The organism is Phyllobacterium sp. 22552, assembly GCF_052044585.1.
Taxonomy (GTDB): Bacteria; Pseudomonadota; Alphaproteobacteria; order Rhizobiales; family Rhizobiaceae; genus Phyllobacterium; species Phyllobacterium ifriqiyense.
In genome coordinates this window covers 119,536-141,977 of sequence record NZ_JBQENG010000007.1, presented here as the reverse complement: position 1 = coordinate 141,977, position 22,442 = coordinate 119,536, and the positions used below count along the sequence as shown (strand labels likewise).

Annotated in this window: 19 protein-coding genes; 12 read left to right on the top strand and 7 right to left on the bottom strand. The window is 51.3% G+C overall.

Annotation, left to right across the window (positions count from 1 at the left end):
• Positions 1-2: 2 nt before the first annotated feature.
• From urtD to urtA, 4 genes are all read right to left on the bottom strand, one after another.
• On the bottom strand, positions 3-758 hold the full coding sequence (urtD, locus tag ACTJI9_RS17015; RefSeq protein WP_440809825.1) for an urea ABC transporter ATP-binding protein UrtD: 756 nt from the start codon (positions 756-758) through the stop codon (positions 3-5).
• Positions 759-1,946, bottom strand: coding sequence for an urea ABC transporter permease subunit UrtC (gene urtC, locus ACTJI9_RS17010; RefSeq protein ID WP_440809562.1), 1,188 nt, complete (start codon positions 1,944-1,946; stop codon positions 759-761).
• Positions 1,943-3,559 carry an urea ABC transporter permease subunit UrtB gene (urtB, locus tag ACTJI9_RS17005; RefSeq protein WP_336441417.1) on the bottom strand — a complete coding sequence of 539 codons (1,617 nt, stop codon included), beginning with the start codon at positions 3,557-3,559 and terminating at the stop codon, positions 1,943-1,945. The genes urtC and urtB overlap by 4 nt, the downstream gene beginning before the upstream one ends.
• Before the next feature lie 86 nt (positions 3,560-3,645).
• Complete coding sequence (urtA, locus tag ACTJI9_RS17000; RefSeq protein ID WP_307278912.1) at positions 3,646-4,938, bottom strand: urea ABC transporter substrate-binding protein; 1,293 nt, start codon at positions 4,936-4,938, stop codon at positions 3,646-3,648.
• 255 nt (positions 4,939-5,193) lie between these two features.
• On the opposite strand from urtA, the gene ACTJI9_RS16995 reads away from it, so the two are divergent.
• The 5 genes from ACTJI9_RS16995 to ACTJI9_RS16975 all read left to right on the top strand — a co-directional run bounded on the left by ACTJI9_RS16995 (position 5,194) and on the right by ACTJI9_RS16975 (position 10,778).
• Positions 5,194-8,577: a hybrid sensor histidine kinase/response regulator gene (locus tag ACTJI9_RS16995; protein WP_440809558.1), complete on the top strand. Its 3,384-nt coding sequence runs from the start codon at positions 5,194-5,196 to the stop codon at positions 8,575-8,577.
• Complete coding sequence (locus ACTJI9_RS16990) at positions 8,570-9,487, top strand: response regulator (RefSeq protein WP_115054930.1); 918 nt, start codon at positions 8,570-8,572, stop codon at positions 9,485-9,487. Before ACTJI9_RS16995 ends, ACTJI9_RS16990 begins: the two co-directional genes overlap by 8 nt.
• Positions 9,488-9,607: 120 nt before the next feature.
• Entirely contained in the window at positions 9,608-9,898 is a 291-nt protein-coding gene (locus tag ACTJI9_RS16985) for a DUF1236 domain-containing protein (protein ID WP_440809556.1), read from the top strand.
• 14 nt (positions 9,899-9,912) lie between these two features.
• Positions 9,913-10,191, top strand: a complete 279-nt coding sequence (locus ACTJI9_RS16980) for a GFA family protein (RefSeq protein ID WP_440809553.1) — start codon at positions 9,913-9,915, stop codon at positions 10,189-10,191.
• Positions 10,192-10,469: 278 nt separating this feature from the next.
• Entirely contained in the window at positions 10,470-10,778 is a 309-nt protein-coding gene (locus tag ACTJI9_RS16975) for a hypothetical protein (RefSeq protein WP_440809551.1), read from the top strand.
• Between the two features lie 5 nt (positions 10,779-10,783).
• Here ACTJI9_RS16975 and ACTJI9_RS16970 read toward each other — a convergent pair whose 3' ends face one another.
• The gene (locus ACTJI9_RS16970) at positions 10,784-11,848 is read right to left on the bottom strand and encodes an ROK family protein (protein ID WP_440809548.1); all 1,065 of its coding nucleotides are present in this window, start codon (positions 11,846-11,848) and stop codon (positions 10,784-10,786) included.
• 159 nt (positions 11,849-12,007) lie between these two features.
• Positions 12,008-12,664: a protein-L-isoaspartate(D-aspartate) O-methyltransferase gene (locus ACTJI9_RS16965; protein ID WP_440809545.1), complete on the bottom strand. Its 657-nt coding sequence runs from the start codon at positions 12,662-12,664 to the stop codon at positions 12,008-12,010.
• An 828-nt stretch (positions 12,665-13,492) separates the two neighbouring features.
• On the opposite strand from ACTJI9_RS16965, the gene ACTJI9_RS16960 reads away from it, so the two are divergent.
• The 4 genes from ACTJI9_RS16960 (at position 13,493) to ACTJI9_RS16945 (ending at position 19,722) form a co-directional block, all read left to right on the top strand.
• Positions 13,493-14,335, top strand: coding sequence for a MipA/OmpV family protein (locus ACTJI9_RS16960; RefSeq protein WP_354346470.1), 843 nt, complete (start codon positions 13,493-13,495; stop codon positions 14,333-14,335).
• A gap of 167 nt (positions 14,336-14,502) precedes the next feature.
• Complete coding sequence (locus ACTJI9_RS16955; RefSeq protein ID WP_440809542.1) at positions 14,503-15,243, top strand: response regulator; 741 nt, start codon at positions 14,503-14,505, stop codon at positions 15,241-15,243.
• Positions 15,240-16,640, top strand: coding sequence for an ATP-binding protein (locus ACTJI9_RS16950; protein ID WP_440809539.1), 1,401 nt, complete (start codon positions 15,240-15,242; stop codon positions 16,638-16,640). Before ACTJI9_RS16955 ends, ACTJI9_RS16950 begins: the two co-directional genes overlap by 4 nt.
• A gap of 439 nt (positions 16,641-17,079) precedes the next feature.
• The gene (locus ACTJI9_RS16945) at positions 17,080-19,722 is read left to right on the top strand and encodes a glycosyltransferase family 39 protein (protein ID WP_440809537.1); all 2,643 of its coding nucleotides are present in this window, start codon (positions 17,080-17,082) and stop codon (positions 19,720-19,722) included.
• 46 nt (positions 19,723-19,768) lie between these two features.
• Here ACTJI9_RS16945 and msuE read toward each other — a convergent pair whose 3' ends face one another.
• Positions 19,769-20,335, bottom strand: a complete 567-nt coding sequence (gene msuE, locus ACTJI9_RS16940; protein ID WP_440809534.1) for an FMN reductase — start codon at positions 20,333-20,335, stop codon at positions 19,769-19,771.
• A gap of 381 nt (positions 20,336-20,716) precedes the next feature.
• Here msuE and ACTJI9_RS16935 point away from each other — a divergent pair, with 381 nt between their 5' ends.
• Genes ACTJI9_RS16935 through ACTJI9_RS16925 form a run of 3 tightly spaced genes read left to right on the top strand, consistent with a single transcriptional unit; the run spans position 20,717 to position 22,330 of the window.
• On the top strand, positions 20,717-21,145 hold the full coding sequence (locus tag ACTJI9_RS16935) for a MerR family transcriptional regulator (protein ID WP_336441410.1): 429 nt from the start codon (positions 20,717-20,719) through the stop codon (positions 21,143-21,145).
• Positions 21,081-21,500: a carboxymuconolactone decarboxylase family protein gene (locus ACTJI9_RS16930; RefSeq protein WP_337353367.1), complete on the top strand. Its 420-nt coding sequence runs from the start codon at positions 21,081-21,083 to the stop codon at positions 21,498-21,500. The genes ACTJI9_RS16935 and ACTJI9_RS16930 overlap by 65 nt, the downstream gene beginning before the upstream one ends.
• The gene (locus ACTJI9_RS16925; RefSeq protein WP_440809530.1) at positions 21,497-22,330 is read left to right on the top strand and encodes an NHL repeat-containing protein; all 834 of its coding nucleotides are present in this window, start codon (positions 21,497-21,499) and stop codon (positions 22,328-22,330) included. The genes ACTJI9_RS16930 and ACTJI9_RS16925 overlap by 4 nt, the downstream gene beginning before the upstream one ends.
• The last annotated feature ends 112 nt before the right edge of the window (positions 22,331-22,442 follow it).

Genomic DNA, 22,442 nt, shown 5'->3' with positions numbered 1-22,442 from the left:
GCTCACCTCCCCAAATAGTTTTCTATGACTCGGGGATCATTACTGACGAAATCAAGTGACCCTTCAGCAAGTACCGAGCCTTCAGCGAGGCATGTGACCCGCACGCCAAGATCGCGGATGAAGCCCATATCATGTTCAACAACGATGACCGCCCGGGTTTTCGCAATCTCTTTGAGGAGAGCGGCAGTTTCAGAAGTTTCCGCATCGGTCATTCCCGCGACCGGCTCATCAACAAGCAAGAGTTTGGGCTCTTGCGCCAGGAGCATACCGATTTCCAGCCATTGTTTTTGCCCATGGCTAAGACTGGCCGCCAGTTCATCCTTGCGTGCGGTCAGTCGCACGGTTTCAAGAATTTCATAGATACGAGCGCCATCCTCTGGCGATAGATTGTAGAATAAGGTCGCAAAGGTTCCCCGCTTACGATTAAGCGCCAGCTCGAGATTATCCCAAACAGTGTGGCTTTCGAACACTGTGGGCTTCTGGAATTTGCGGCCGATGCCAAGCTGAGCGATATCAGCCTCGTCTCTGGTCGTAAGATCGATGTTATCTTCGAAGAATACCTCACCCTCGTCCGGCCGGGTCTTTCCAGTGATAATATCCATCATTGTCGTTTTACCGGCACCGTTCGGGCCAATAATTGCCCTTAACTCACCGGGAGCAATCACAAAAGACAAGGCGTTCAGTGCTCTAAAGCCGTCGAATGATACGGATACATTGTCCAGATACAACAGGCTCTTTGGTTTGATGTCGGACATGATCTACTCCGCAGCCAGTGGTTCAGCAGGGATATCAGCGTTCTTTTCGGCATTCTTGGCTTTAGGCAGGCGATTAAAGGAAAGCGCTCTGGTTTTATCGTTTCTGGATTTCAATATTTGCTGAATGGTCCCAACGATGCCTTTGGGCAAGAACAACGTGGTTGCAACGAAAAGTGCTCCCAGCGCAAAAAGCCAAATTTCCGGAAACTGTGCAGTGAAAATACTCTTGCCGAAATTCACAAGTGTAGCCCCAATGATAGGGCCAATGAGTGTTCCACGTCCTCCAACGGCGGTCCAGATGACGACTTCGATCGAATTGGCTGGTGCAAATTCACCGGGATTGATAATCCCGACCTGCGGAACGTAAAGCGCACCGGCAACACCCGCCATCATTGCGGAAATGGTGAAGGTAACGAGCTTGTAATTTTCTGGCCGGTAACCGAGAAAGCGTGTCCTGCTCTCAGCATCGCGCAGACCAACCAGAACCTTCCCAAATTTTGATCGAACGATAGCTGAACTGATAAGCAGCGCCACTGCCAGCGCGAACGCAGACGCGGCGAACAAGGATGCCCTCATGCCTTGCGATTGAATGTTGAAGCCAAGCAAGTCTTTAAAATCGGTAAGGCCATTATTACCGCCAAATCCCATTTCATTGCGAAAAAAGGCGAGCAGTAAGGCATAGGTCATCGCCTGCGTGATAATGGACAGATAGACGCCTGTTACACGCGAGCGGAATGCCAGCCAGCCGAACACAAAAGCAAGAATACCAGGAACGGCGAATATCATAATGGCGGCGAACCAGAAGTGGTCAAAGCCATACCAATACCAAGGCATTTCCTTCCAATTCAAAAACACCATGAAATCCGGCAGATTTGGGTTTCCATAGACGCCGCGTGCGCCGATCTGGCGAACCAGATACATTCCCATGACATAGCCGCCAAGGGCGAAAAATGCGGCATGTCCAAGAGACAATATCCCGCAAAAACCCCAGACAAGATCAAGTGCCAGGGCTAGCAATGCATAGGTGAGATATTTTCCAAATAGCGACATCGCGTAGGTTGGAATATGAAATAGATTGTCGGTTGGCACTAAAAGATTAAGTGCGGGTACCACGCATGCAATGGCCAGAAGGATTACAATGCAGAGGGAGACATTCCTGTCGAGCGATTTAAAAACGAACGCGCTGATCATGCTTCCACCGCCCTTCCCTTGAGTGCAAAGAGCCCGCGTGGCCGCCTCTGAATAAAAAGAATGATGAGAACCAGGATAAGAATTTTGCCAAGAACGGCACCGGTATATGGTTCAAGGAGCTTATTGACGACGCCAAGCGAAAGTGCCCCCACAAGCGTGCCCCAGAGATTTCCAACGCCGCCGAAAACTACAACCATGAAACTATCAATAATGTAGCTTTGACCAAGATTGGGTGAGACGTTATCAATTTGCGAAAGGGCAACGCCGGCAATCCCAGCAATGCCTGAACCAAGGGCAAAGGTAAAAGCATCGACCCAAGGGGTCTTGATACCCATTGATGATGCCATCCTTCGGTTTTGCGTAACAGCACGCATTTGCAACCCAAATCTCGAGCGCTTAAGCACGAACAGCAACGTCAGGAAAACGCCTGCAGCAAACACCACAATCCACATGCGGTTATAGGTCAGCGTCATACCACCAAGTTCGAAACCGCCTGACATCCACGACGGGTTTCCGACTTCACGATTGCTGGGACCGAAGATTGAACGAACGCCCTGCTGCAGAATAAGCGATACGCCCCACGTTGCCAGCAATGTCTCCAGCGGTCGCCCATAGAGAAAACGAATAATTCCACGTTCAATTATAAGACCAATGACACCCGTAATAGCGAACGCAACCGGGAGTGCAATTATCAATGACCAGTCAAAAAGATGCGGATAGGACGACCTGATTATCTCTTGGACCATGAACGTAGTGTAGGCGCCAAGCATCACCATTTCACCATGGGCCATATTGATGATGCCCATCACACCAAAAGTAATGGCAAGGCCGATAGCAGCCAGCAAAAGGACGGATCCAAGAGACAAGCCGTACCAGACATTCTGGCCGACATCCCAAAGCGCCTGAGCTGACTGTAACGCAGTTATGGTATTGTCTATGTCTGTTCGAAGCTCGCCATCAGCGTTTGCCTGAACGGCACTCAAGATGCCAAGAGCATCTCTGTCACCACGCTCTCCGATTGTTTTTACAGCGGCGCGCTTGTCATCAAGCGAGCGATCTGACTTTAAAATAGCAGCAGCCCTCGCCTGCTCCATGACAGATTTGATATAGGTGTCTTTCTCGTTTGTTATTGCCGTCTCTATGAGCTCAAGCGCGTCTGTGCTCGGCGAGGAAAAAACTGAACTGGCCGCCCGAAGTCTTATCTCCCTATCCGGGCTGAGCAGCGTGAGCGCTCCAATGGCGGTTTTGACAGCGCGACGCAGACTATTATTAACCTTGATACGCTCGAAATCGGCTTTCGCCCCTTGTCCCGCTGACGCTCCGGTTACAGCATCAGACAGGTTCAGTTCACTACCATTTTCCTTGACTACAAAGACAGTCTTATCGGCTTTTCTCACATAAAGATCACCTGCTGCCAGCGCTTCAAACACTGGGACAAGCGCAATATCGCCAGTACGGGATAGTTCGGCGATCTTATCGGCAACCTGTGAAAAGTTACCCTGACCCAAGGCATTTATACCCAAGCGATTATTCTGATCGGCCCAACTTTCCGATACCGGAACAAGCATGATCAGACAGATGATGAGCATAAGTATTTTGATTGCGCGATACATGAATTTTGAAAGAGCTCTGTGGCCCTCTCCTCTAGTCGAGCAAATGGAAAGTCACGGGCTGGAGCGCCCGTGACTCAATTCAATCATTAGGAGCCTTTGCCGCCACATTTGCCGGTTGCGACATTAAAATTGCCGCATGACATTGGCTTGCGCCAATCAGAGATAAGATCTTTGGAATCCGGCAGATAGTCGGACCATTCATCCCCTACCAGCAATCCGGGTGTTTCGAACACGGTTTCAAACTGGCCGTCCGATTGAATTTCGCCGATGAGGACAGGCTTTGTGATGTGATGGTTTGGCATCATCGTTGAGTAGCCGCCGGAGAGATTGGGCACCGACACGCCGACAATGGAATCAATGACCTTATCCGGATCTGTGGTTCCGGCGGCTTCGACAGCTTTCACCCACATATTGAAACCAATATAATGGGCCTCCATTGGATCGTTTGTTACGCGCTTGTCGTCCTTGGTATAGGCTTTCCAAGTCTTGATGAATTCGGCGTTGGCCGGTGTGTTGACCGATTGGAAGTAGTTCCAGGCCGCCAAGTGACCGACGAGCGGTGTCGTATCAAGTCCGGCAAGCTCTTCCTCGCCGACAGAAAATGCTACAACCGGAATATCTTCAGCCTTGATGCCTTGATTACCGAGCTCTTTATAAAACGGAACGTTTGCGTCGCCGTTGATGGTTGAGACAACGGCCGTCTTCTTACCCGCGGAACCGAACTTCTTAATGTCTGAAACGATGGTCTGCCAGTCTTTATGTCCGAAAGGTGTGTAGCTCACCATGATGTCTTCAGCCGCAACGCCCTTGGCCTTCAAATAGGCCTCGAGTATCTTGTTGGTTGTGCGCGGGTAGACATAATCGGTGCCAGCAAGGACCCAGCGTTCGACACCTTCATTTTCAGCAAGATAGTCGACAGCAGGAATTGCCTGCTGGTTGGGTGCTGCGCCAGTATAAAACACATTGCGCTCGCTCTCTTCACCTTCATACTGGACAGGATAGAAGAGCAAATTGTCCAACTCTTTGAAAACCGGCAACACCGATTTGCGTGATACGGAAGTCCAGCAGCCGAAGACGGCAGCAACCTTGTCCTTTTCGATGAGGTCGCGGGCTTTCTCAGCAAAAAGCGGCCAATCTGAAGCCGGATCAACAACAACAGCCTCAATTTTCTTGCCAAGAATCCCGCCTTTTTTGTTTTGCTCATCAATGAGCATCAACATGGCGTCCTTAAGCGTGGTTTCAGAGATGGCCATTGTTCCCGAAAGGGAATGAAGTATGCCGACTTTGATCGTATCTTCTGCGGCAAACGCGCCCTGAAGCGCTGTTGCAGAAAGCATGGCGGCTAACAGAGCGCCTTTAACGTGTGCTTTAATATTCATCATTATGTCCCCACTGTTTTGAACGACGCTGATTGCGCCTTGTTATCCATGTGCGGCAGAACAAATCCGCTGCGTTTAGGGACTATCCGCTAGCCAACAACGATCCCACATACGTTAAACGACGTAGAGACGATGACCTAAGTTGGCAGATCAGTGCTTTCTTCCGTATCGCATCCGGTGTTTAAGTAAGAAAAACACCATCCGGTCGGCGCTAGGATTTACACGTCGGACCATTGCACGGGGAAAACAGGGCGAATGGTTGCGCGCCAACGCATCGTTCCTATCAGACGCGACTATAATCGCTGGGTAGCGGATCAGACCTTGGAAGATTACGCCCTTCGCTTTACTGCGAAGAGCGCTCGCCGTTATTCATCGCAACGCATTGCCCAAACAGCAATTGGCGCGATTTCATTTCTCGCGCTGGAGGCTATCGGCGGCGCCGTCACGTTATCCTACGGCACCACCAATGCTGTAGCTGCGATCGCTGTTGCCTGCCTCGTCATGCTTTGTGTGGGGCTGCCAATAAGCCGTTACGCCATCCGCCACGGTGTCGATATCGACCTTCTGACCCGTGGGGCAAGCTTTGGTTACATCGGATCAACAATCACCTCTTTGATATATGCAACGTTCACCTTCCTGCTCTTTGCTATCGAAGCGTCGATCATGTCCGGTGCTCTGGAGTTGGCTTTCGGAATTCCTTTGTGGATTGGGTATATTATCAGCGCCGTGGTTGTGGTTCCTCTAGTCACCTACGGCGTTCGGATGATCAGCAAGTTTCAGCTGATTACACAACCTTTCTGGATCATATTGAACATCCTCCCTTTCGTCGTAATTGCTTTCGTGGATTGGAAAAAATTTGATCTTTGGCGGGCTTTTTCAGGTGTCGACGTGCCGGTCGCAATTCCTGGAACAAGCGCCCCTTTTGTGCTGGCGCAGTTCGGTGCAGCCAGTGCAGTAATCTTGGCTCTGATGGCTCAAATCGGCGAGCAAGTTGACTTTCTGCGCTTTTTGCCGCCCAAAGGGCAGCGAAAACTGCGACATCGCATTGCGGTATTTCTTGCCGGTCCGGGCTGGGTCCTAGTCGGTGCCCCGAAACTTCTCGCCGGATCGTTTCTCGTGGTACTCACACTTAGCAGCGGCGTGTCGGTCGATCGCGCGTCAGACCCTTCACAAATGTATCTGACCGCATTCGGTTACGTCACGCATTCCGATACTTTAGCGATGATGCTGATGGTTGGTTTTGTGGTGGTATCGCAGCTTAAAATCAACGTGATGAACGCCTATGCGGGTTCATTGGCCTGGTCGAACTTCTTTTCCCGGCTTACGCATAGTCATCCCGGTCGCGTGGTTTGGCTGCTGTTCAATGTTGCAATTGCGCTTTTGCTGATGGAACTTGGCATCTACAGATTGCTCGAAGAAACCTTAGGTATTTTTTCGCTTATTGCCATGGCTTGGCTTTGCGCCATATCTGCTGACCTTTTTGTCAATAAAAGACTAGGACTGGCCCCGCCCGGCATAGAATTCAAGCGTGCTCATCTTTACGATATTAACCCGGTGGGCCTGGGAACGATGGCTGCGGCGACAATGATATCGCTGATCGCGCATTTCGGTTTCTTCGGTGAAATGGCCTCCGCGCTCGCACCATTCATAGCGCTTGTTGTAGCTTTCATTGTCTCGCCACTGCTCGCGTGGCAGACCAAGGGAAAATACTATCTGGTGCGGAAGCCTCGGCGGGCTTGGAAAACACTGGAGACACTCAAATGCTCGATTTGCGAGCACGATTTTGAACCTGAGGACATGGCTTGGTGTCCCGCCTATAGCGCTCCGATCTGCTCGCTTTGCTGCTCCCTCGACAGCCGCTGCCACGACATGTGCAAACCTAACGCAAATTTCAACGCACAGGTCGCTATCGTGGCTCGCTCTTTTTTGCCGCAACGCATCATCCAGGCACTTGCATCGCGACTGGGACGGTACGGAATCTCTGTTATCATCGCTCTAACGGCAATCGGCATAATTCTCACCATGATAGCCCATCAGGCGGGAGGGCCATCTGAAACGTCGGGCGTTGTAGATCGAACGCTGTTGATCGTATTTTTTGTATTTGCAGTCGTAACAGGAATTGCCTGTTGGTTCTATGTGCTGGCACATGACAGCCGTGTTGTTGCCGAGGAAGAGTCTTCGCGTCAGAATACCCTTCTGTTAAAGGAAATAGCCGCTCATAAGAAAACGGACGCCGCTCTTCAGGACGCAAAGGACGCGGCCGAGGCCGCCAATCGCGCAAAAAGCAGGTATGTGATCGGTCTGAGTCACGAACTGCGGACCCCCTTGAACGCCGTGCTTGGCTACGCACAAATACTGGAACGAGACGAAACAATCCCTGCTCCACGCCAGTCCGCAATTCGCGTTATCAAGCGAAGCGCCGATCATTTGTCAGGCCTCATTGACGGACTACTCGACATCTCACGCATCGAAGCCGGCCGGTTGCAGGTCTTTTCCAACGAGATCAATCTTAGCGACTTTCTGGACCAGATCGTGCAGATGTTTCAACCACAGGCCGATGCCAAACAACTCATCTTCAAGCATAAACGTTCAAGCAATTTGCCGCCCTATGTCCGGACGGACGAAAAACGCCTTCGGCAAATCCTCGTTAATCTCTTGTCCAATGCGATCAAATTTACGACAAGCGGCAGTGTCCTATTCGATGTGACCTACCGCAGTCAGGTCGCAACATTTACGATTTTGGATACCGGTCGAGGAATTTCAGATTCAGATCTTCCGCGTATCTTCGAGCCTTTTCAGCGAGGAGAAGCCGAGAACATTCAACCAATGCCAGGCCTCGGCCTTGGGCTCACAATCACCCGTCTGTTAACCGAAACGTTGGGCGGCGAGATTTTGGTTTCCAGTACCTATGGGCAAGGATCTACGTTCAAGATCAGGCTAATGCTTTCTGCCATAACACACTCGCATCAACAGCAGCCCTTGCCGCGAAAAATTCGCAGCTACGCCGGGCAGCGGCGCACCATCGTTGTTGTCGACGATAATGAAGATCATCGCGAATTGGTGCGAGAGATTCTCGTTCCCCTCGATTTCATCGTGTTAACTGCCGCCAGCGGACCAGAATGCCTTACCCTTATCGAGGGGGTCGTTCCTGACCTGTTCCTGATTGATATTTCCATGCCGCAAATGGATGGGTGGCAATTGGTAAGACGACTGCGTGAAGCTGGCGAGCTTTCGCCAATTATTATGCTTTCAGCCAATATAGGCGATGCAGCGCCCACAGGCGGGCCAACTGGCCACAATGACACACTCGCAAAACCTTTTGACCTTCGGCAGCTTCAAAACAAGATCGCACAGCTTCTGGGCCTGGAGTGGGTTTACGCTGATGCGACATCGCCCCCATCGCTCAAACCGCGTAAACTGGTCAGTCCCGGTGAAACGCATGTGCGTGAATTGATCAATCTTGGCGAGATTGGGTACATCCGCGGCATTGAGACAAAGATTGCCGAGTTGGCAAAAATCGAAGACAACCGGGCGTTTACCGAGGCACTGGGGCAATTCGTTCAGATGTTCGATCTGGCAGGATATGACCGTTTCCTTCGCACATTCGAAAATCAGGAAGAGGCGATCAGAGGTGAGTGAGCCAACCAATCCGCGCGATATTGTTCTGATTGTCGACGACTCGCCGCAAACCCTTGGGTTTCTGACGGACGCGCTGGAGCAATCGGGTTTTTCTGTTTTGATTGCAACGTCGGGGCACGCCGCACTCAATGTTGTCGAGCGGATAACACCCGATATCATCTTGATGGATGCGATAATGCCGGAGATGGACGGGTTTGAAACCTGCACCCGAATCAAAACCACAGCTTCGGTTACCCAGGTGCCGGTTATTTTCATGACAGGTCTTTCCGAGACCCAGCACATCGTCCATGCACTTGAGTCTGGTGGGGTGGACTATCTGACAAAGCCGATCAATATTGATGAACTACAGGCAAGAATCAGAGTTCACCTTGCCAATGCTCGCGCCGCCCAAAATGCGCGCATAGCACTGGATGCCGCCGGTCGCCACCTTCTTGCAATCGGAAAAGATGGTCAACTGCGCTGGTCCACACCACAGGCAAACCACCTGATAGAGCTGACCATGGGCAGCACACAAGCCGGTTATAAGGCACTTTCGGTGAGCGTCGCGGCATGGCTGACCAGGCAACAAAGTCACAAAGACGGCAACCCCATTACAATCCCCGGAGAGCAAGGGGGACTGCAGTTGAGCTATCTTGGTGCCCTCACCTCTGATGAATATTTGTTCCGACTAACCCTCGCCAATCAGGCCAGCCCAGAGGAACTGCTGCGCCAGCACTTCGGATTGACTGCACGGGAAGCTGAAGTTCTTTTATGGATTGCAAAGGGCAAATCAAATCGAGACATTGGTGATATTCTCGGATTGAGCGCCAGGACTGTCAACAAACACCTGGAACAAGTCTATATCAAGATGGGTGTCGAAAACCGTGCCACTGCTGCCGTCAAAGCCGCCCGAATATTGCACAGCACCTAACGACTCTTACTGAACTTTCATAGTCGTACGACGTCAACCTCCTGCCGCGTTCCGACAGGTGGAACCTTCCCTCACGTGGGTTGTTTTCCAATTCGAAGGGAGAGCAAAAGGAGGAAGACCATGAAACGCACAATTATAGTAACGATTTCTGCCTTGCTGTTGAGTACCAGTCCGCTATTTGCGCAAGATACGGTTATTGTGGAAGTGCCCCAGACTGCGCGTGATTATGTGATCGCACATCCGACCGACCCCATCGTGGTTGAAGAAGACCTGACTATGGGCGCCGCTATTCCAGAGGATGTCGAGCTTGTACCCATTCCGGATGCCCCAGACTATAGTTACGTCTATGTCGATAAACGGCCGATAATCGTATCGACCAAAGATCGCAAAGTTGTGTACATATCGCAGTAAAATCAGAGGCGCCCATGCAACTGCATGGGCGCCTCTTGATAGCATTGGCATATGACCGGCCAAGCGGGAAATTTACAGTCTCGGCGGGATATCACGTTGTTGCAATCGAACGCACCCACTTATGTCATCGCGACATGTGCCGTCGTGCAACCGGAAGTGCACTCGCTGTTCTCAGTTGGGTTAAAGCAGACAATCTCCATTGGGTGTCAGCGCAACCCAAACAGCGCCGATCCTCCCCTTTTCGCAACGAGAGGCTTTTCCTGCGGTACGCCACTGGTACTGATTTGCGATAAGTCCGATGAAGCTGCTCTATATGGAGGGCTCTGGATGAATTAGAACTCGCAGTTCCCACATAAAATCGCCCGAATCCAGACCGGTTTCAGCAAGTGAAACTGACACAGGAGCGTGACGGGCTTTCAGCCATAGACATAGCGGGATAACATCTACGAGGCTGAAGCATCAACGCCCGTAAACGACCACTACGATAGATCGGACTTACCACTGCAATAGCCAGCGACAGCGAGTACGGAACATTAGATTGTCTTGTTCGTTGGATGAAGTGGAGGACTTCATGCCTGTATTGAATTTGGACCAAGCGCAGTACGTCTTGCTCAAAAGATTATATACTGAAGCAGCACATCGGCTCGCCAGCAGCGACGATCCTCGACATATTCGAGCGCTTAAGCTGCTGCCCATAATCGGTGACGGTAGTGCTGAGCGCTCCATCCCACTCAGTCGCTCCGATCTCGAGAGCATGGCGATGGTGGTCGACCTGGCACTAGGTTGGCATCTTGCTGCAACACCGGCAGCCTTATCTTCCGAAGAGCTCTCCCTTGGGCATGAAATCCAGGCCAAGCTTTTGCAGGCAAACCGAACTTGAATTGATCATGGGTTGTGCGTGAATTTTGCATTGCCAAGCCCCGTTCCAATCGTCAGGATTCCCCAATGGCGGACATCCTTCATGAACGGTATCTGGGAAAGCCCCTGAACGACTGCATCATTATGGATTACCACGAACGTGTCCTTGCCCTGGATTGCTGGAATCGAACTGGTAATTTCCCGCGCCAAGTTGAAAGATTCTCCCTCCCAGTTACCCGGCAGATTTTGACCGCCCGAGGTGATGGACCCATCGCTTTCGATGAGTCCAGGGCAAGCAATTCCAATAATGGGAGCGACAATAATTTTCTCTTTTTCAGCATCCTCCAGTAAAGCCTTTATCATTTTAACCAAACGCTTTAGTGCTTTGCCACGGGATGGTTCTTCGTCACCATGCCGCCAGAGGTCCATCTTCCAAACCTCTGCTTTCGCGATGTTCGGGCTTTTCTTTCGCGTCTCCCATGTGACTATTCCTGCTCTGATATTTGTACCTCCTATGTCGACACCAACCATGGCGTCGTGACCCTTCAGCATCCACGCAGGCACGAGATGGACGGCACCAATCAGGCCCGCCTCGTCAGGCAGATGTTCGATCGGTCTCAATTCGATTTTCCTACCCAAGGAATTTAGTCGCAGCATCGCTTCGGCAATGGCAAATTGTCCGGCTGCACTTTCGCTAAGCCCCCCTCCAACGGCAATCCGTTCGGTTTTTTCCCATTTTTTCTCCTTGAGAAACCGGTTGATTACATCGGACAAGTCGATTGCGAAATCATGAATGGCGGACCAGACGATCGCCTGAGCTAATTTGTCGTCACCGGCGAGTATCTTATCGATATCGGTTTTGGAGATGTCCGACATTTTGAGCCGCTTTGCGGCTGCATGACCGTCAACATGTTTGCGCCAGTAATCAACTTTCTCCAAAAACGCCGCCTTGTTTGCTTTGTCGCCAATAAATCCGTCTTTATCGCGGATGCGAAGATTATAACTGTCGATTTTTACTGAGGGTAATATACTCGCGCCATGTTTGAGGGGCATATGGGATTGTTTAAGGGGACTATCATCAGGTTTCGACATTCGGCGCTCGCATACAATGGAAGTGATATGTGAACGTTGACCGGTTGTAACAAGTTCCCGCGACGCGTTCGATTCAGCATTCCGGGTATTCCTAATTCGGGCCGTTCACTTGCATTATAGAATTCCCAAGGATGCGCGCATGCACGGGTCTGCTTCACGTCACGGTGCTTTCGGTCTATCCTGCTCTCCCAATAGCGGCACGAACCTGACAGCCCCAAGAGACTCTTCTTCGAATTGATCGAAGCTGATACGGGTCATCCTAACAAGCTCCTGAGGCTGAAATTCGCCGCCGAGCGGAATGATGAGTCTGCCGCCTATCTTCAATTGTTCTTTCAAGGCTTGTGGCGCTCTCTGTCCGCTGGCTGCAACAATTATCGCATCGAACGGCCTAGCTTCTGGCCACCCTTTTGTCCCATCATCAATTCTGAGCTGAATATTGCTATAGCCAAGTTTTTTGAAGCACTTTCGGGCTGCCTCGCCCAACACCGCATGCCGTTCTATTGTGTAGACCTGTTCCGCAATTCTACTCATAACTGCGGCAGCATATCCTGAGCCGGCGCCAATCTCGAGCACGCGGCTTTCCGGCTTGATGTTGGCAGCCTCAAGCATCAACGCAACGATGTATGGCTGCGAGATCGTTTGTCCCTCCGCAATCGGTAACGGCCTATCTTCATAGGCGCTTTCCTTAAGCCAAGCGTCTACGAATTCCTCGCGTGGGACTTTTTGCATGGCCTGCAACACATGATGTGAACTTATATCTCGGCCCGCGATATCCGCATCGACCATCCGCTTACGGGCACGTACAAAATCAAACATGACTGCCTCACGGGGTTTCCGCTCTTTCCAATGATTCAAGCAATGACCAGTTCCGTGATCAAACTTTCGCTTGTCTAATGAAGGAACTGAACAATTCTCTGAATATCTTCAATACAACCACGCCTTTGCTGCTCCTTTCGACCCGATCTATGTAGCCGCATGGCTGAGTACCCATAACAGTAGCCACACGTCGGAGCATCGCCTAGTAAACATTCGCCGACACATCTTGTCAGCATTAGCCAAAACCTCGCTGACAAGTTTGCCTCCCAGGAGCCTGAGAGGTTCAGGCTTGCCTTCCAACCTTGAAGTCCGGACTCGACTACAAACAAATCTATTGTTATGCGGGATCGCGGCAGCGGGCCGATCGGGAGACAATTATGAGAAAATTAATTACAGCCACAGCGATTTTAGGTGCGTTGATCGCTGCGGGATGCGGAACTTACAATTCCTGGACTCCCAGGAAGGTTAATCTCGACCCCGCCGCCAAATCATGCGCATCGGGATATTACCAGTGCAAATCAGGCAGTATGGATCACGATAAATCCGGGCTCTCACAGTAATATAACCGGCCATTGCGATAATCACCAGTTCCGCAATGGCTGCACTGATGAAGGCGACTGTCGCACGCGCTTTACCGTTTATGCTACCGTCGCTTTTCACCAAGATGGCTTCAAGAGCTGCAAAAGTTGCCACATGAAGCCCATATTTGCGCAACATTTCTTAACATTACAAAATCCCTGAAAATACCAAATGGGGTATTCCTGATGAATGAGGGCAGACGGCCGCGAGTTGGGCAATACCCCTCTGAAATCTCAGGAGCAGTTTTGTATGCCAATCACCAAAGAAGTTTATTCTGACATTCGACTGACACTCTCGGTCGCCGTGATGGGTATTATCAGCTTGTGTCCGCTGCAGGCAGCAGCCGAAACCTTCGACGAAGTCAGCCCGGAACGTATCAATCCAAGTCGCTTCGAGAAAGTCAAGGATCGCCTTAACAAATGGAATGTTGTAATCGGCGCAGGTGGTATCTATGCGCCGAAATTTGAAGGGTCGGATGAGTTTGAAGTTCAGCCCTTTCCAATGTTTTCAGCAACCTTTGGCGAGCATGTGACCGTCGATCCCCGCGGAATTTCCATCGACGTTTACCGCTATCAAAACTTTAACTTCACGGCAAAGATCGGATATGAGGCAGGCCGACAGGAAGATGACAGCGATCATCTGAAAGGGCTGGGCGACGTCGATGCCGGAGCCGTAATTGGCGGAAAGTTGGCGTACGAGCTAGGGCCTGTTGAACTGTTTACATCTTTCGATAAAACAATCGGAGGTAGCGATGGTCTGGTAGGAACAGTTGGCGCAAGTGTCTCGCACTCCTATAAGCAATTCCTTTTCTCGGCTGGCGCCTCAGCGACCTGGGCTGATGCCAATCATATGGAATCATATTTCGGGGTGACCTCAGCGCAGTCAGCCCGATCGGGTCTTGCCGCATATGATGCAGGCGCAGGTTTCAAACGTGTCGACTTTGAAGCCTCCGTTACTTATGTCACGGAGAAAAGTTGGCTCATCCAAGGGCAGATAGGCGTGGGTTATCTAGTCGGTGACGCGGCAGACAGTCCAATCGTACAAGATGCATTCCAACCGTCAGCGATGCTGATGCTTGGCTATAAATTCTAGTCCAGAGATGACAAAATTATTCAATGTCACGGTTCCGAGGCTCGCGCGTCGACATGATTTCCATCCTAATTTTCAACGCAACCAAATGTGGCTCCGAATGACACCATAACGCCATTCATGGGACATTATTTACCCTCACACCGAATTATGGTTTTGGGGGCTGGGGAATGAATATTCACATGCGTGTGACAGTCTTGGATCAGTCTGCAAGAGTGCTTCTCGTGGAAGATGACCCCGAGATTGCGAACATGGTCATAGAAACCTTGTTGGACAATGGCTTTAACGCTGTTGCCACGGGTTCTGCTGCGGAAATGGAAATTTTGCTTCGCGAGCAATCATTCGATCTTATTATTCTGGATGTCATGCTCCCCGGTGAGGACGGTTTCAGTATTTGTCGCAGACTGCGTGCACAGGCGACAACTCCCATCATAATGCTGACGGCCCTCAGTGATGATATTGATCGTATCGTTGGCCTTGAATTGGGCGCTGACGACTATATTACCAAACCATTCAACTCGCGCGAACTTCTGGCGCGGATTAAAAGCCTGCTTCGACGCTCGTCGTACACTTCTGCCAGCCCCCAAACACAGGACCCCTTGCAATTTGAAGGATGGCGGATTGACCCGATATTGCGGCGGGTACGTGATCCCAATGGGGTCCACATCTCAATGACAACGGCGGAATTTGACGTGCTGCTCGCATTTTGCCGGAATCCCGGCAAGGTGCTTACCCGCGAACAACTCTTAAGTTTGACGCATGCCGGTGCTGCAGGCCCTGTCGAGCGCAGTATCGACGTTCATGTCAGCAGGGTGAGGCAAAAAATAGAGCCAAATGTTCGAGAGCCTACTCTCATCAAAACGGTCCGGCTTGCCGGTTATCTTTTCACGCCAAAAGTGGAGCGTGTATGATGCTGCAATCGTCCAATCTCGACACCATTCGCGGACAGATCATCGCGCTGGCAATTGCACCTATTTTGATTGCTTGCGCGATGGGGGTCGTTACAGAGCCCCTGGTGTTTGATGATTCAGTTCCTTATCACCGTTCAACCGCTATCAGAATCGAAACTGTGGTAAATCAGTTTCTGGCAGCAAAAACTCCCGAGAACCGCAATATAGTTTTGCAGGTGACAGCCAACAGCGACATACCAGTCGAAAAAGTTGGCAATGCTGAGTTTGAAAAAGCAGCCTCAAACGTGGATCAGACAAACGGTCTTGGCACGCGAGTCCGCGACGCGCTGACAGGCAAGTTTCCCACGGCGCTGAGATCGTCAGACGTGAACAATGTCCTGCTGGTCAAAATAACTCCCACTGAATCCTTAGCCTTTGCAATCCGCCCGGAACCGAAAGAATTCTGGTCGCTGGAAACGCGTTTCAATTCTGTTTTGAAAGTTTTGGCAATTGTGGTGCCGGTAATCCTTCTGGCTTTTTATGCCGGATGTATGATCGTCGCTCCCTTGTCGCGTTTTTCCGCGGCCGCTTTGGTATTAAGCGCAGAAGAGGGTCCTGATCGACCTTTCGAAGAGCGCGGTGCACAAGAAGTTGTTGCACTGGCCCGTGCTCTGAATGACATGCGTAGCCGGTTACGCAGCATGATGAATGACCGAACCCGGATGCTGCGCGCCATTGGCCATGATCTCAGAACCCCGCTCACTCGCTTGCGGCTTCGCGTCGAGCGCTCAAAAGACGGCGCTTTGCGTGAATTGATGTTAAATGATATCGCCACGATCAATGGGATGATGAGGGAAACCCTCACCTATCTGAGCAAGGAAGTATCTTCCGAAGCGCCGTTGCGCTCAGACTTGCCCAGCCTTCTCAGTACCGTCTGTTCTGATTTCGCAGATGTGGGCTTCAATGTAAGCTATTCAGGCCCAGACCGTCTGGCCTATCTCTGCAAGCCTCGCGCTTTAAGCCGCGCCATTACCAACCTGGTAGACAATGGGACCAAGTTTGGCACGCATGTTGTTGTGTCACTTGTGTCATCAGGAGATGGTGCTTTGGCAATCGAGGTTTCGGATGATGGTCCGGGGTTACCAGTGGAGCTTCAAACCACAGTGTTCGAACCGTTCTTCAAAGTCAGTCCCGCTCGTTCTACGAGTGGGTTTGGTCTCGGCCTTTCAATTGTACAGGATATTGTCAAAGGTCATGGCGGTTCCATTTTTCTGAAGAATAAGAGTACGTCTGGCTTGGTCGCTCACATAAGTCTGCCCTGTGATCCGGGAAAACTTGAAAAGAATCATGTTTTCGATTCAAAACAACGTCGCCTGCGTGCGATGTATCAGACAGTATCAGACACAAGCTTCTCGTAGCTTCCAGTAACTTGTCGCCACTTGCTGCTAAAATAATCTTGGTATCACACAATTGTTTTAGGCGCCTCCTGATTGGCGACTACCAAACTACTGTTCGGCTATAAAACCTGTCTGCGGGCCGAAACAAATCCCTACATCATGAAATATATCTAAATAAAATCTCGCGAAAGAAGCCTGCTTCCAGCCGGATACTCATCAAAAGGCCACCCTGTGGCGACTAAAAATGGTGAGTAAAAATGACAAATCCCAGACAGCCACTTCGCAGCAGATATCAGCGCTTCACGCGGCAATCTCGATCTAGCGCAGATCCAGCGCCACCGCTCGGATCAAAATAGCGCGCCGCGTCAAATCATTCTCATCGCCAAGTTTCGCATCGCTCCCGTGACGGAGTCGAAGATCAACGAAGCATGTCTGCCGTCCTTTACTGAGTCCAAACAACATGAAGCATATTCAACCTGTCTCTATTATCATTCCCACACTCAATGAAGTCGACAATATTGACTTGATATTGTCGGCGATTACCTCCCAGCCTGCCGCTGATACAATATATGAAATTCTTGTCGCCGATGGCGGTTCAACAGACGGGACGTTGGAGCGCGTTCGTGCTTGGGAGCCCGACTATCCGGTCAAGCTTATCTGCGGAGATGGTATGCGAGGATTGGCGGGGGACGTATTGGCAGCATCACGCCAGGCCAATGGTAGCATCATTGTGGTAATGGATGCTGATCTCAGTCACCCGCCAGATCAGATTGCCAATATGATCGGTCCAATTATAGCAGGCACGAGCGATATGGTTGTTGGCAGCCGTTATGTGTCCGGCGGAGCCACGCCGGGCTGGCCCGGATCACGTCGGCTTTTATCACGTCTTGGCGGCGCATTAGCTTGGCCGATTACCGAATTAAGCGATCCAATGTCCGGATTTTTCGCGGTTCGAAAGGAACATCTTTTAGCGGTAGATCCTGACGCTACGGGTTTCAAAATCGGACTGGAAGTCATCGCAGCTGGCGGGCATACTTTGCGCGTTAGCGAGATACCCATTATTTTCCATGACCGAACTTTAGGGCAATCGAAGATCGGCCTTAATCATTTGATCAGCTATATGCGCCGTCTGCTGGTCTTGGGAGGCGGTAATATTTCGTTTGGCACCGCCGGGCGTTTTGCAGGCGTAGGGCTGATCGGGTTCGCAGCAGATATCTTGCTGTTCCAAGTTTTGATTGCGTACGGCTTTAGTCTTGGCCAGTCTCACGCGATCAGTTTCGCTGCCGCTGCAATTATCAACTATAATCTCAATTCCCGTTGGGCCTTTTCTCCAAGCGTGAAGCAGGATTGGACCCGCTTTGCCCGGTTCGCGGCTATCTGCCTGCTGGCTTTCTCGCTACGAGGCGGCATCATCGCCTGCACCGTTCACCTCCTCGATTGGCCTCCTTTAGCCGGTTTAATCCTCGCTATCGGAGTTGCTGCAATCGTAAACTATCTCGGCAATGCTTTCTTTGTTTACCCATCCCCTACATCCCGTTTGGCGCCGGATATCTCATGGCGCGTAGCCGCCATTGGCATTGTGGGATACGCCCTTATGCTTCGACTGACGTTCCTCGGAGTTGTGGATCTCATCCCGGAAGAAGCTTATTATTGGAATTATGCGCAACACCTAGATATTGGATATCTCGATCACCCTCCAATGGTCGCCTGGTTGATCTGGTTGGGCACGAGTCTATTTGGCAACACCGAATTTGGTGTACGCATCGGCGCTTATGTTGCGTGGATCGCAACAGCTACCTTTGTCTTTCTATTGACACGAAATCTGTTTGGAAAATCTGCCGCGCTCGTCAGCTTACTTCTCATATCAACGCTACCGTTTTTCTTTTCAACCGGCATCATGATGATGCCCGACGCACCTCTTACGGCCGCCTGGGCTGGAGCGCTTTATTTCTTGGAGCGATCTTTTTTGGGTAACAAACGTGGCGCATGGTTTGGCGTAGGTGCCTGTGTTGGTCTTGGAATGCTCTCCAAATACACGATTGTTCTGCTCGGACCTGCCACCCTCGCCTTCCTGTGCCTGGACGTTGTCTCTCGGCATTGGATGCGACGACCAGAGCCCTACATCGCGGCAGCTATTGCTGTGCTACTCTTCTCACCCGTGATCATTTGGAACGCGACAAATGAATGGGTTTCCTTCGCTTTCCAGAGCACGCGGCGGCTGGAGAGCCCGTATAATTTTTCATTTCCCGCCTTGATAGGCAGCGTCGCAATCCTGCTCACTCCGTTCGGGCTGGTTGCGACAATTTCCACCCTCATAAATCTTGAATTTCGATTTAAAAGCAAGGGTTTGATAAGTATCCGCAGGTCTTTCTTCGTTTTAGCATATACGCTGGTTCCGCTTTCAGTCTTCATTGCATTCAGCCTCTTTCACAGCGTCAAGTTAAACTGGACAGGGCCAGTCTGGCTCGCGATCGTGCCGGCAATCTCTGCTGCAATCGTCAAACCATCTACTGACGGATCTCGGTTTGCAGTGACGCTACGGCGATTGTGGGCTCCCACGGTAGCTTCGACATTCGTCATCTATGGGTTGGGCCTGCATTACCTGGCTATCGGATTGCCCATGACCCATTCCATCGGGACAATTCGTACCCTTCCCGTAGCGTGGCAGGAGTTGGGGCATGAAGTTGGACTGATTCAAAACGCGGTTGAATATCAGAGCGGCAAACCCGTGCTCCTTATTGGCATGGACAGATACTTTCTTGCCAGCCAACTCGCCTTCTATAATCGCCTGTCAAAAGACCCGATAAAAAGTTCGGTTGGCAGCGGCGTCCTGGGTAAAAATAGCCTGATGTACAATTATTGGTTTCGGCCGAAAGATTTCCAGGGAAATAATGCGATCCTCATCAGCTTGAAACGGCATGAACTGGAGCAAGATTCTCTGAGCAAGCGATTTTACAAACTGACTGAAATCCAGCAACAAAACCTAGTCAAACAGGGTGTTTCTGTTGGCAGCTTTTATTACAGGGTAGGTTATGCGTTGCGCGATTGCACCCCGATCACAAAATGTAATGGCCGTTCGGCCCGCACTCGAACAGGCCATTGATCGACGATCGCCATGCAGTGTTCCATTCAAACGGGAAAGCTCAGAACTACCCCGTCGCACTGAGAGTTGTTACGGCCACTGATTGGCCGATAAAAGGCCGTGCTTCTTCAACCGCTTGGTCGATCCGCGCGTGGATATGTTCTGAAATGATCTCATGATTGAGGAAGTCGCGATCGACAGCAAAGACGCCAGTCGGAACCGTATGAGCCATAAAGAAACCAAACAAGGGTCGCAGCTGGTGTTCGACGATTAGCGCATGCCGATCGCTACCACCAGTGGCCGTAAGCACTACTGGCTTGCCTTTCAGGGCAAGCGGCTCGAGTAAATCGACGAAATGTTTAAAGAGCCCGGCATAGCTGCCCTTATAGGTCGGTGTGCCTACCACAAGGATATCAGCCGCTATAATTCTGTCGAGAATTTTTCCGGCTTCAGAACTGAGCTCGCTGACATGGCGGGCGGATCCAAGAGAGTCTCCCAGATCGATCAGGTCGTAAATTTCAGCCGCCAGGCCATATTGCCGACTGATCCGATTGACGGTGTTTGTGACGAGCAATCTTGTTTTGGAAGGGCGGTTGAAGTTGCCGGAGAGACCAACAACAATTGGATTGGGCATGAGCGATATCCTTGATATGTACGCGCCGCAAGAATGGCTGATGACTCCAAGACTACCAAAAGCATTGCGATTAAAAAGAACGTAGAGGCTGAACTGAACGCCGATACTGGTAAATCTTTCTCAATCGCTGCCGGAAGATAGTATGTGCGTGGTCGCCCCTCCTCAAGGGACGACGCGTACGACCGGCGCGCTCAGGTCTGCTCTCAGCCAAAGATATCTCTCCGGTGCAAAGACAAACCCCAGACTCGGGGGCGGAGACTAAGCTCACATCGCGCTGGAATCATTGTTTGAATGCAATGTTATCGAATCTTCATTTCGTCGCTTGACTTAGAGTATACTCTAACCCCTACCCTCCAATGCGTCGTGGTGAAGAAGGTAATAATGAAGATTGGCGAACTGGCGAAGCGTTCGGGACTATCGACCCACACTATCCGTTACTATGAGCGGATTGGGCTGCTTCCGTATGCGGATAGAGACCAATCGAAGCAACGGGACTACGACGCAACAATCCTGATCTGGATTCAGTTTCTTGGTCGCTTGAAAATGACTGGAATGACGATCCGGGACATGCTGCATTACGCAGCTTTGCGGGAGCGGGGTGTCGAAACAGAAGCGGAGCGTTGCAAGCTGTTGGAACAGCATCGCGATCGCGTTCGCGTCCACGTTACCGATCTCCAAGCCTGCCTTCTTATCCTCGACACCAAGATTGCCGGATACGCCGGCAAGGAACAGAGGATGAAGGAACATGATACAGCACTCCCAGAACGCCGGCGAAAGCCGACTGGAACGCGGACAGCGCGCACTCGCTGAGATCGACGGTGAAGCCGGAAACAATGTCATCGCTGCCTTGGCGGATATAGCCCCCGATTTTGCGCGCTATATTCTCGAATTTCCTTTCGGGGACATATATAGCCGCCCTGGCCTTGATCTGCGCGCTCGCGAAATTGCCACCATTGGCGCGTTAACGGCGCTGGGCAATGCCAGTCCACAATTGAAGGTTCACGTCGAGGCCGGATTAAATGTCGGACTGAGCCGAGATGAAATTACCGAAATCATCATGCAAATGGCCGTCTATGCCGGTTTCCCGGCAGCACTTAACGGGTTGTTCGCCGCCAAGGAAGTATTCGCCCGACGCTTCCCCAAAACGCAGGAGCGCACAGCATGATGAAGCTCATTCGCCCTTCTGTAATTGGCTATTTGGCGCCTCTCGCCATAGTTGTTTTGCTTTTGCAGATAACGGCAACTTCCGCCTATGCAAACAAAGCTGCACCTGTGGAGCTCTGGAAAGGGTTCAGTTCGCCAGTCGGCATGGCTTTTGATGATACAGGAAACCTGTTCGTGGCAGAATGGGGAGCAGGACGCGTCTCCCGGGTCGACCCGGCCGGCAATCGTACAATCTTCGCTGATGGAATTTCCGGTCCATCCGGGCTGACGATCGCACCCGACGGATTTATCTATGTTGCATCCTATTCCGGCAACGAGATCTATCGTTTCACGCCAGCGGGAGAACGAAGCACATATGTAACAGGCCTTGCGACACCAGCCGGAATCGGCTTCGACAGATCAGGACAGCTTCTAATTGCCAATCGCCGTACCAATCAAATACTCGCGGTGAATGACGACGGTCAACTGGAGCCGATCATCGAGGGCTTGCGAACGCCGGTGGGGGCGGTTCAAACACCGGACGGCGGCTATGTTGTTTCCAACATCGACGGTGACATCACGCTCGTGCGCCCGGACGGTTCCCGCATTCAAACAGGTAAGGCTTTGGGCGCACCCGGCCCTGGCGTCGCAATGACGAAGACCGGCCGTGTCTTTGTGGTCGACTATGGAGGAACAACCGTTCAGGAAATATCGCCCGAAGGGAAATTACGCGTCGTTGCCGATGGACTGAGAAGTCCGGTCGGGTTGGTCGTGGCACCTGACGGTACATCCTTGCTCACGGCCACGTGGGGTGATGGAGCGATCTATCGTATCCCCATTCTGAATCAATAGCAGAATTTTCTATATCTACCGGCGATAGTTACTCCTGTAATAGGAGTTACGCAGCACGTGGGAATCCATACGTCAGGTGCGGTTGATCGGTAAAATTGATCTACCGCTCCTG

What these genes read in the sequence shown, in the direction of transcription:
- urtB (WP_336441417.1), bottom strand. Translation starts at nt 3,559, where the DNA reads ATGTATCGCGCAATCAAAATACTTATGCTCATCATCTGTCTGATCATG.
- ACTJI9_RS16980 (WP_440809553.1), top strand. Translation starts at nt 9,913, where the DNA reads ATGCAACTGCATGGGCGCCTCTTGATAGCATTGGCATATGACCGGCCA.
- ACTJI9_RS16965 (WP_440809545.1), bottom strand. Translation starts at nt 12,664, where the DNA reads ATGTTTGATTTTGTACGTGCCCGTAAGCGGATGGTCGATGCGGATATC.
- msuE (WP_440809534.1), bottom strand. Translation starts at nt 20,335, where the DNA reads ATGCCCAATCCAATTGTTGTTGGTCTCTCCGGCAACTTCAACCGCCCT.
- ACTJI9_RS16950 (WP_440809539.1), top strand. Translation starts at nt 15,240, where the DNA reads ATGATGCTGCAATCGTCCAATCTCGACACCATTCGCGGACAGATCATC.
- ACTJI9_RS16995 (WP_440809558.1), top strand. Translation starts at nt 5,194, where the DNA reads ATGGTTGCGCGCCAACGCATCGTTCCTATCAGACGCGACTATAATCGC.
- ACTJI9_RS16960 (WP_354346470.1), top strand. Translation starts at nt 13,493, where the DNA reads ATGCCAATCACCAAAGAAGTTTATTCTGACATTCGACTGACACTCTCG.
- ACTJI9_RS16935 (WP_336441410.1), top strand. Translation starts at nt 20,717, where the DNA reads ATGAAGATTGGCGAACTGGCGAAGCGTTCGGGACTATCGACCCACACT.
- urtA (WP_307278912.1), bottom strand. Translation starts at nt 4,938, where the DNA reads ATGAATATTAAAGCACACGTTAAAGGCGCTCTGTTAGCCGCCATGCTT.
- ACTJI9_RS16945 (WP_440809537.1), top strand. Translation starts at nt 17,080, where the DNA reads ATGAAGCATATTCAACCTGTCTCTATTATCATTCCCACACTCAATGAA.
- ACTJI9_RS16975 (WP_440809551.1), top strand. Translation starts at nt 10,470, where the DNA reads ATGCCTGTATTGAATTTGGACCAAGCGCAGTACGTCTTGCTCAAAAGA.
- urtC (WP_440809562.1), bottom strand. Translation starts at nt 1,946, where the DNA reads ATGATCAGCGCGTTCGTTTTTAAATCGCTCGACAGGAATGTCTCCCTC.
- ACTJI9_RS16925 (WP_440809530.1), top strand. Translation starts at nt 21,497, where the DNA reads ATGATGAAGCTCATTCGCCCTTCTGTAATTGGCTATTTGGCGCCTCTC.
- ACTJI9_RS16930 (WP_337353367.1), top strand. Translation starts at nt 21,081, where the DNA reads ATGATACAGCACTCCCAGAACGCCGGCGAAAGCCGACTGGAACGCGGA.
- ACTJI9_RS16985 (WP_440809556.1), top strand. Translation starts at nt 9,608, where the DNA reads ATGAAACGCACAATTATAGTAACGATTTCTGCCTTGCTGTTGAGTACC.
- ACTJI9_RS16955 (WP_440809542.1), top strand. Translation starts at nt 14,503, where the DNA reads ATGAATATTCACATGCGTGTGACAGTCTTGGATCAGTCTGCAAGAGTG.
- ACTJI9_RS16970 (WP_440809548.1), bottom strand. Translation starts at nt 11,848, where the DNA reads ATGTCGAAACCTGATGATAGTCCCCTTAAACAATCCCATATGCCCCTC.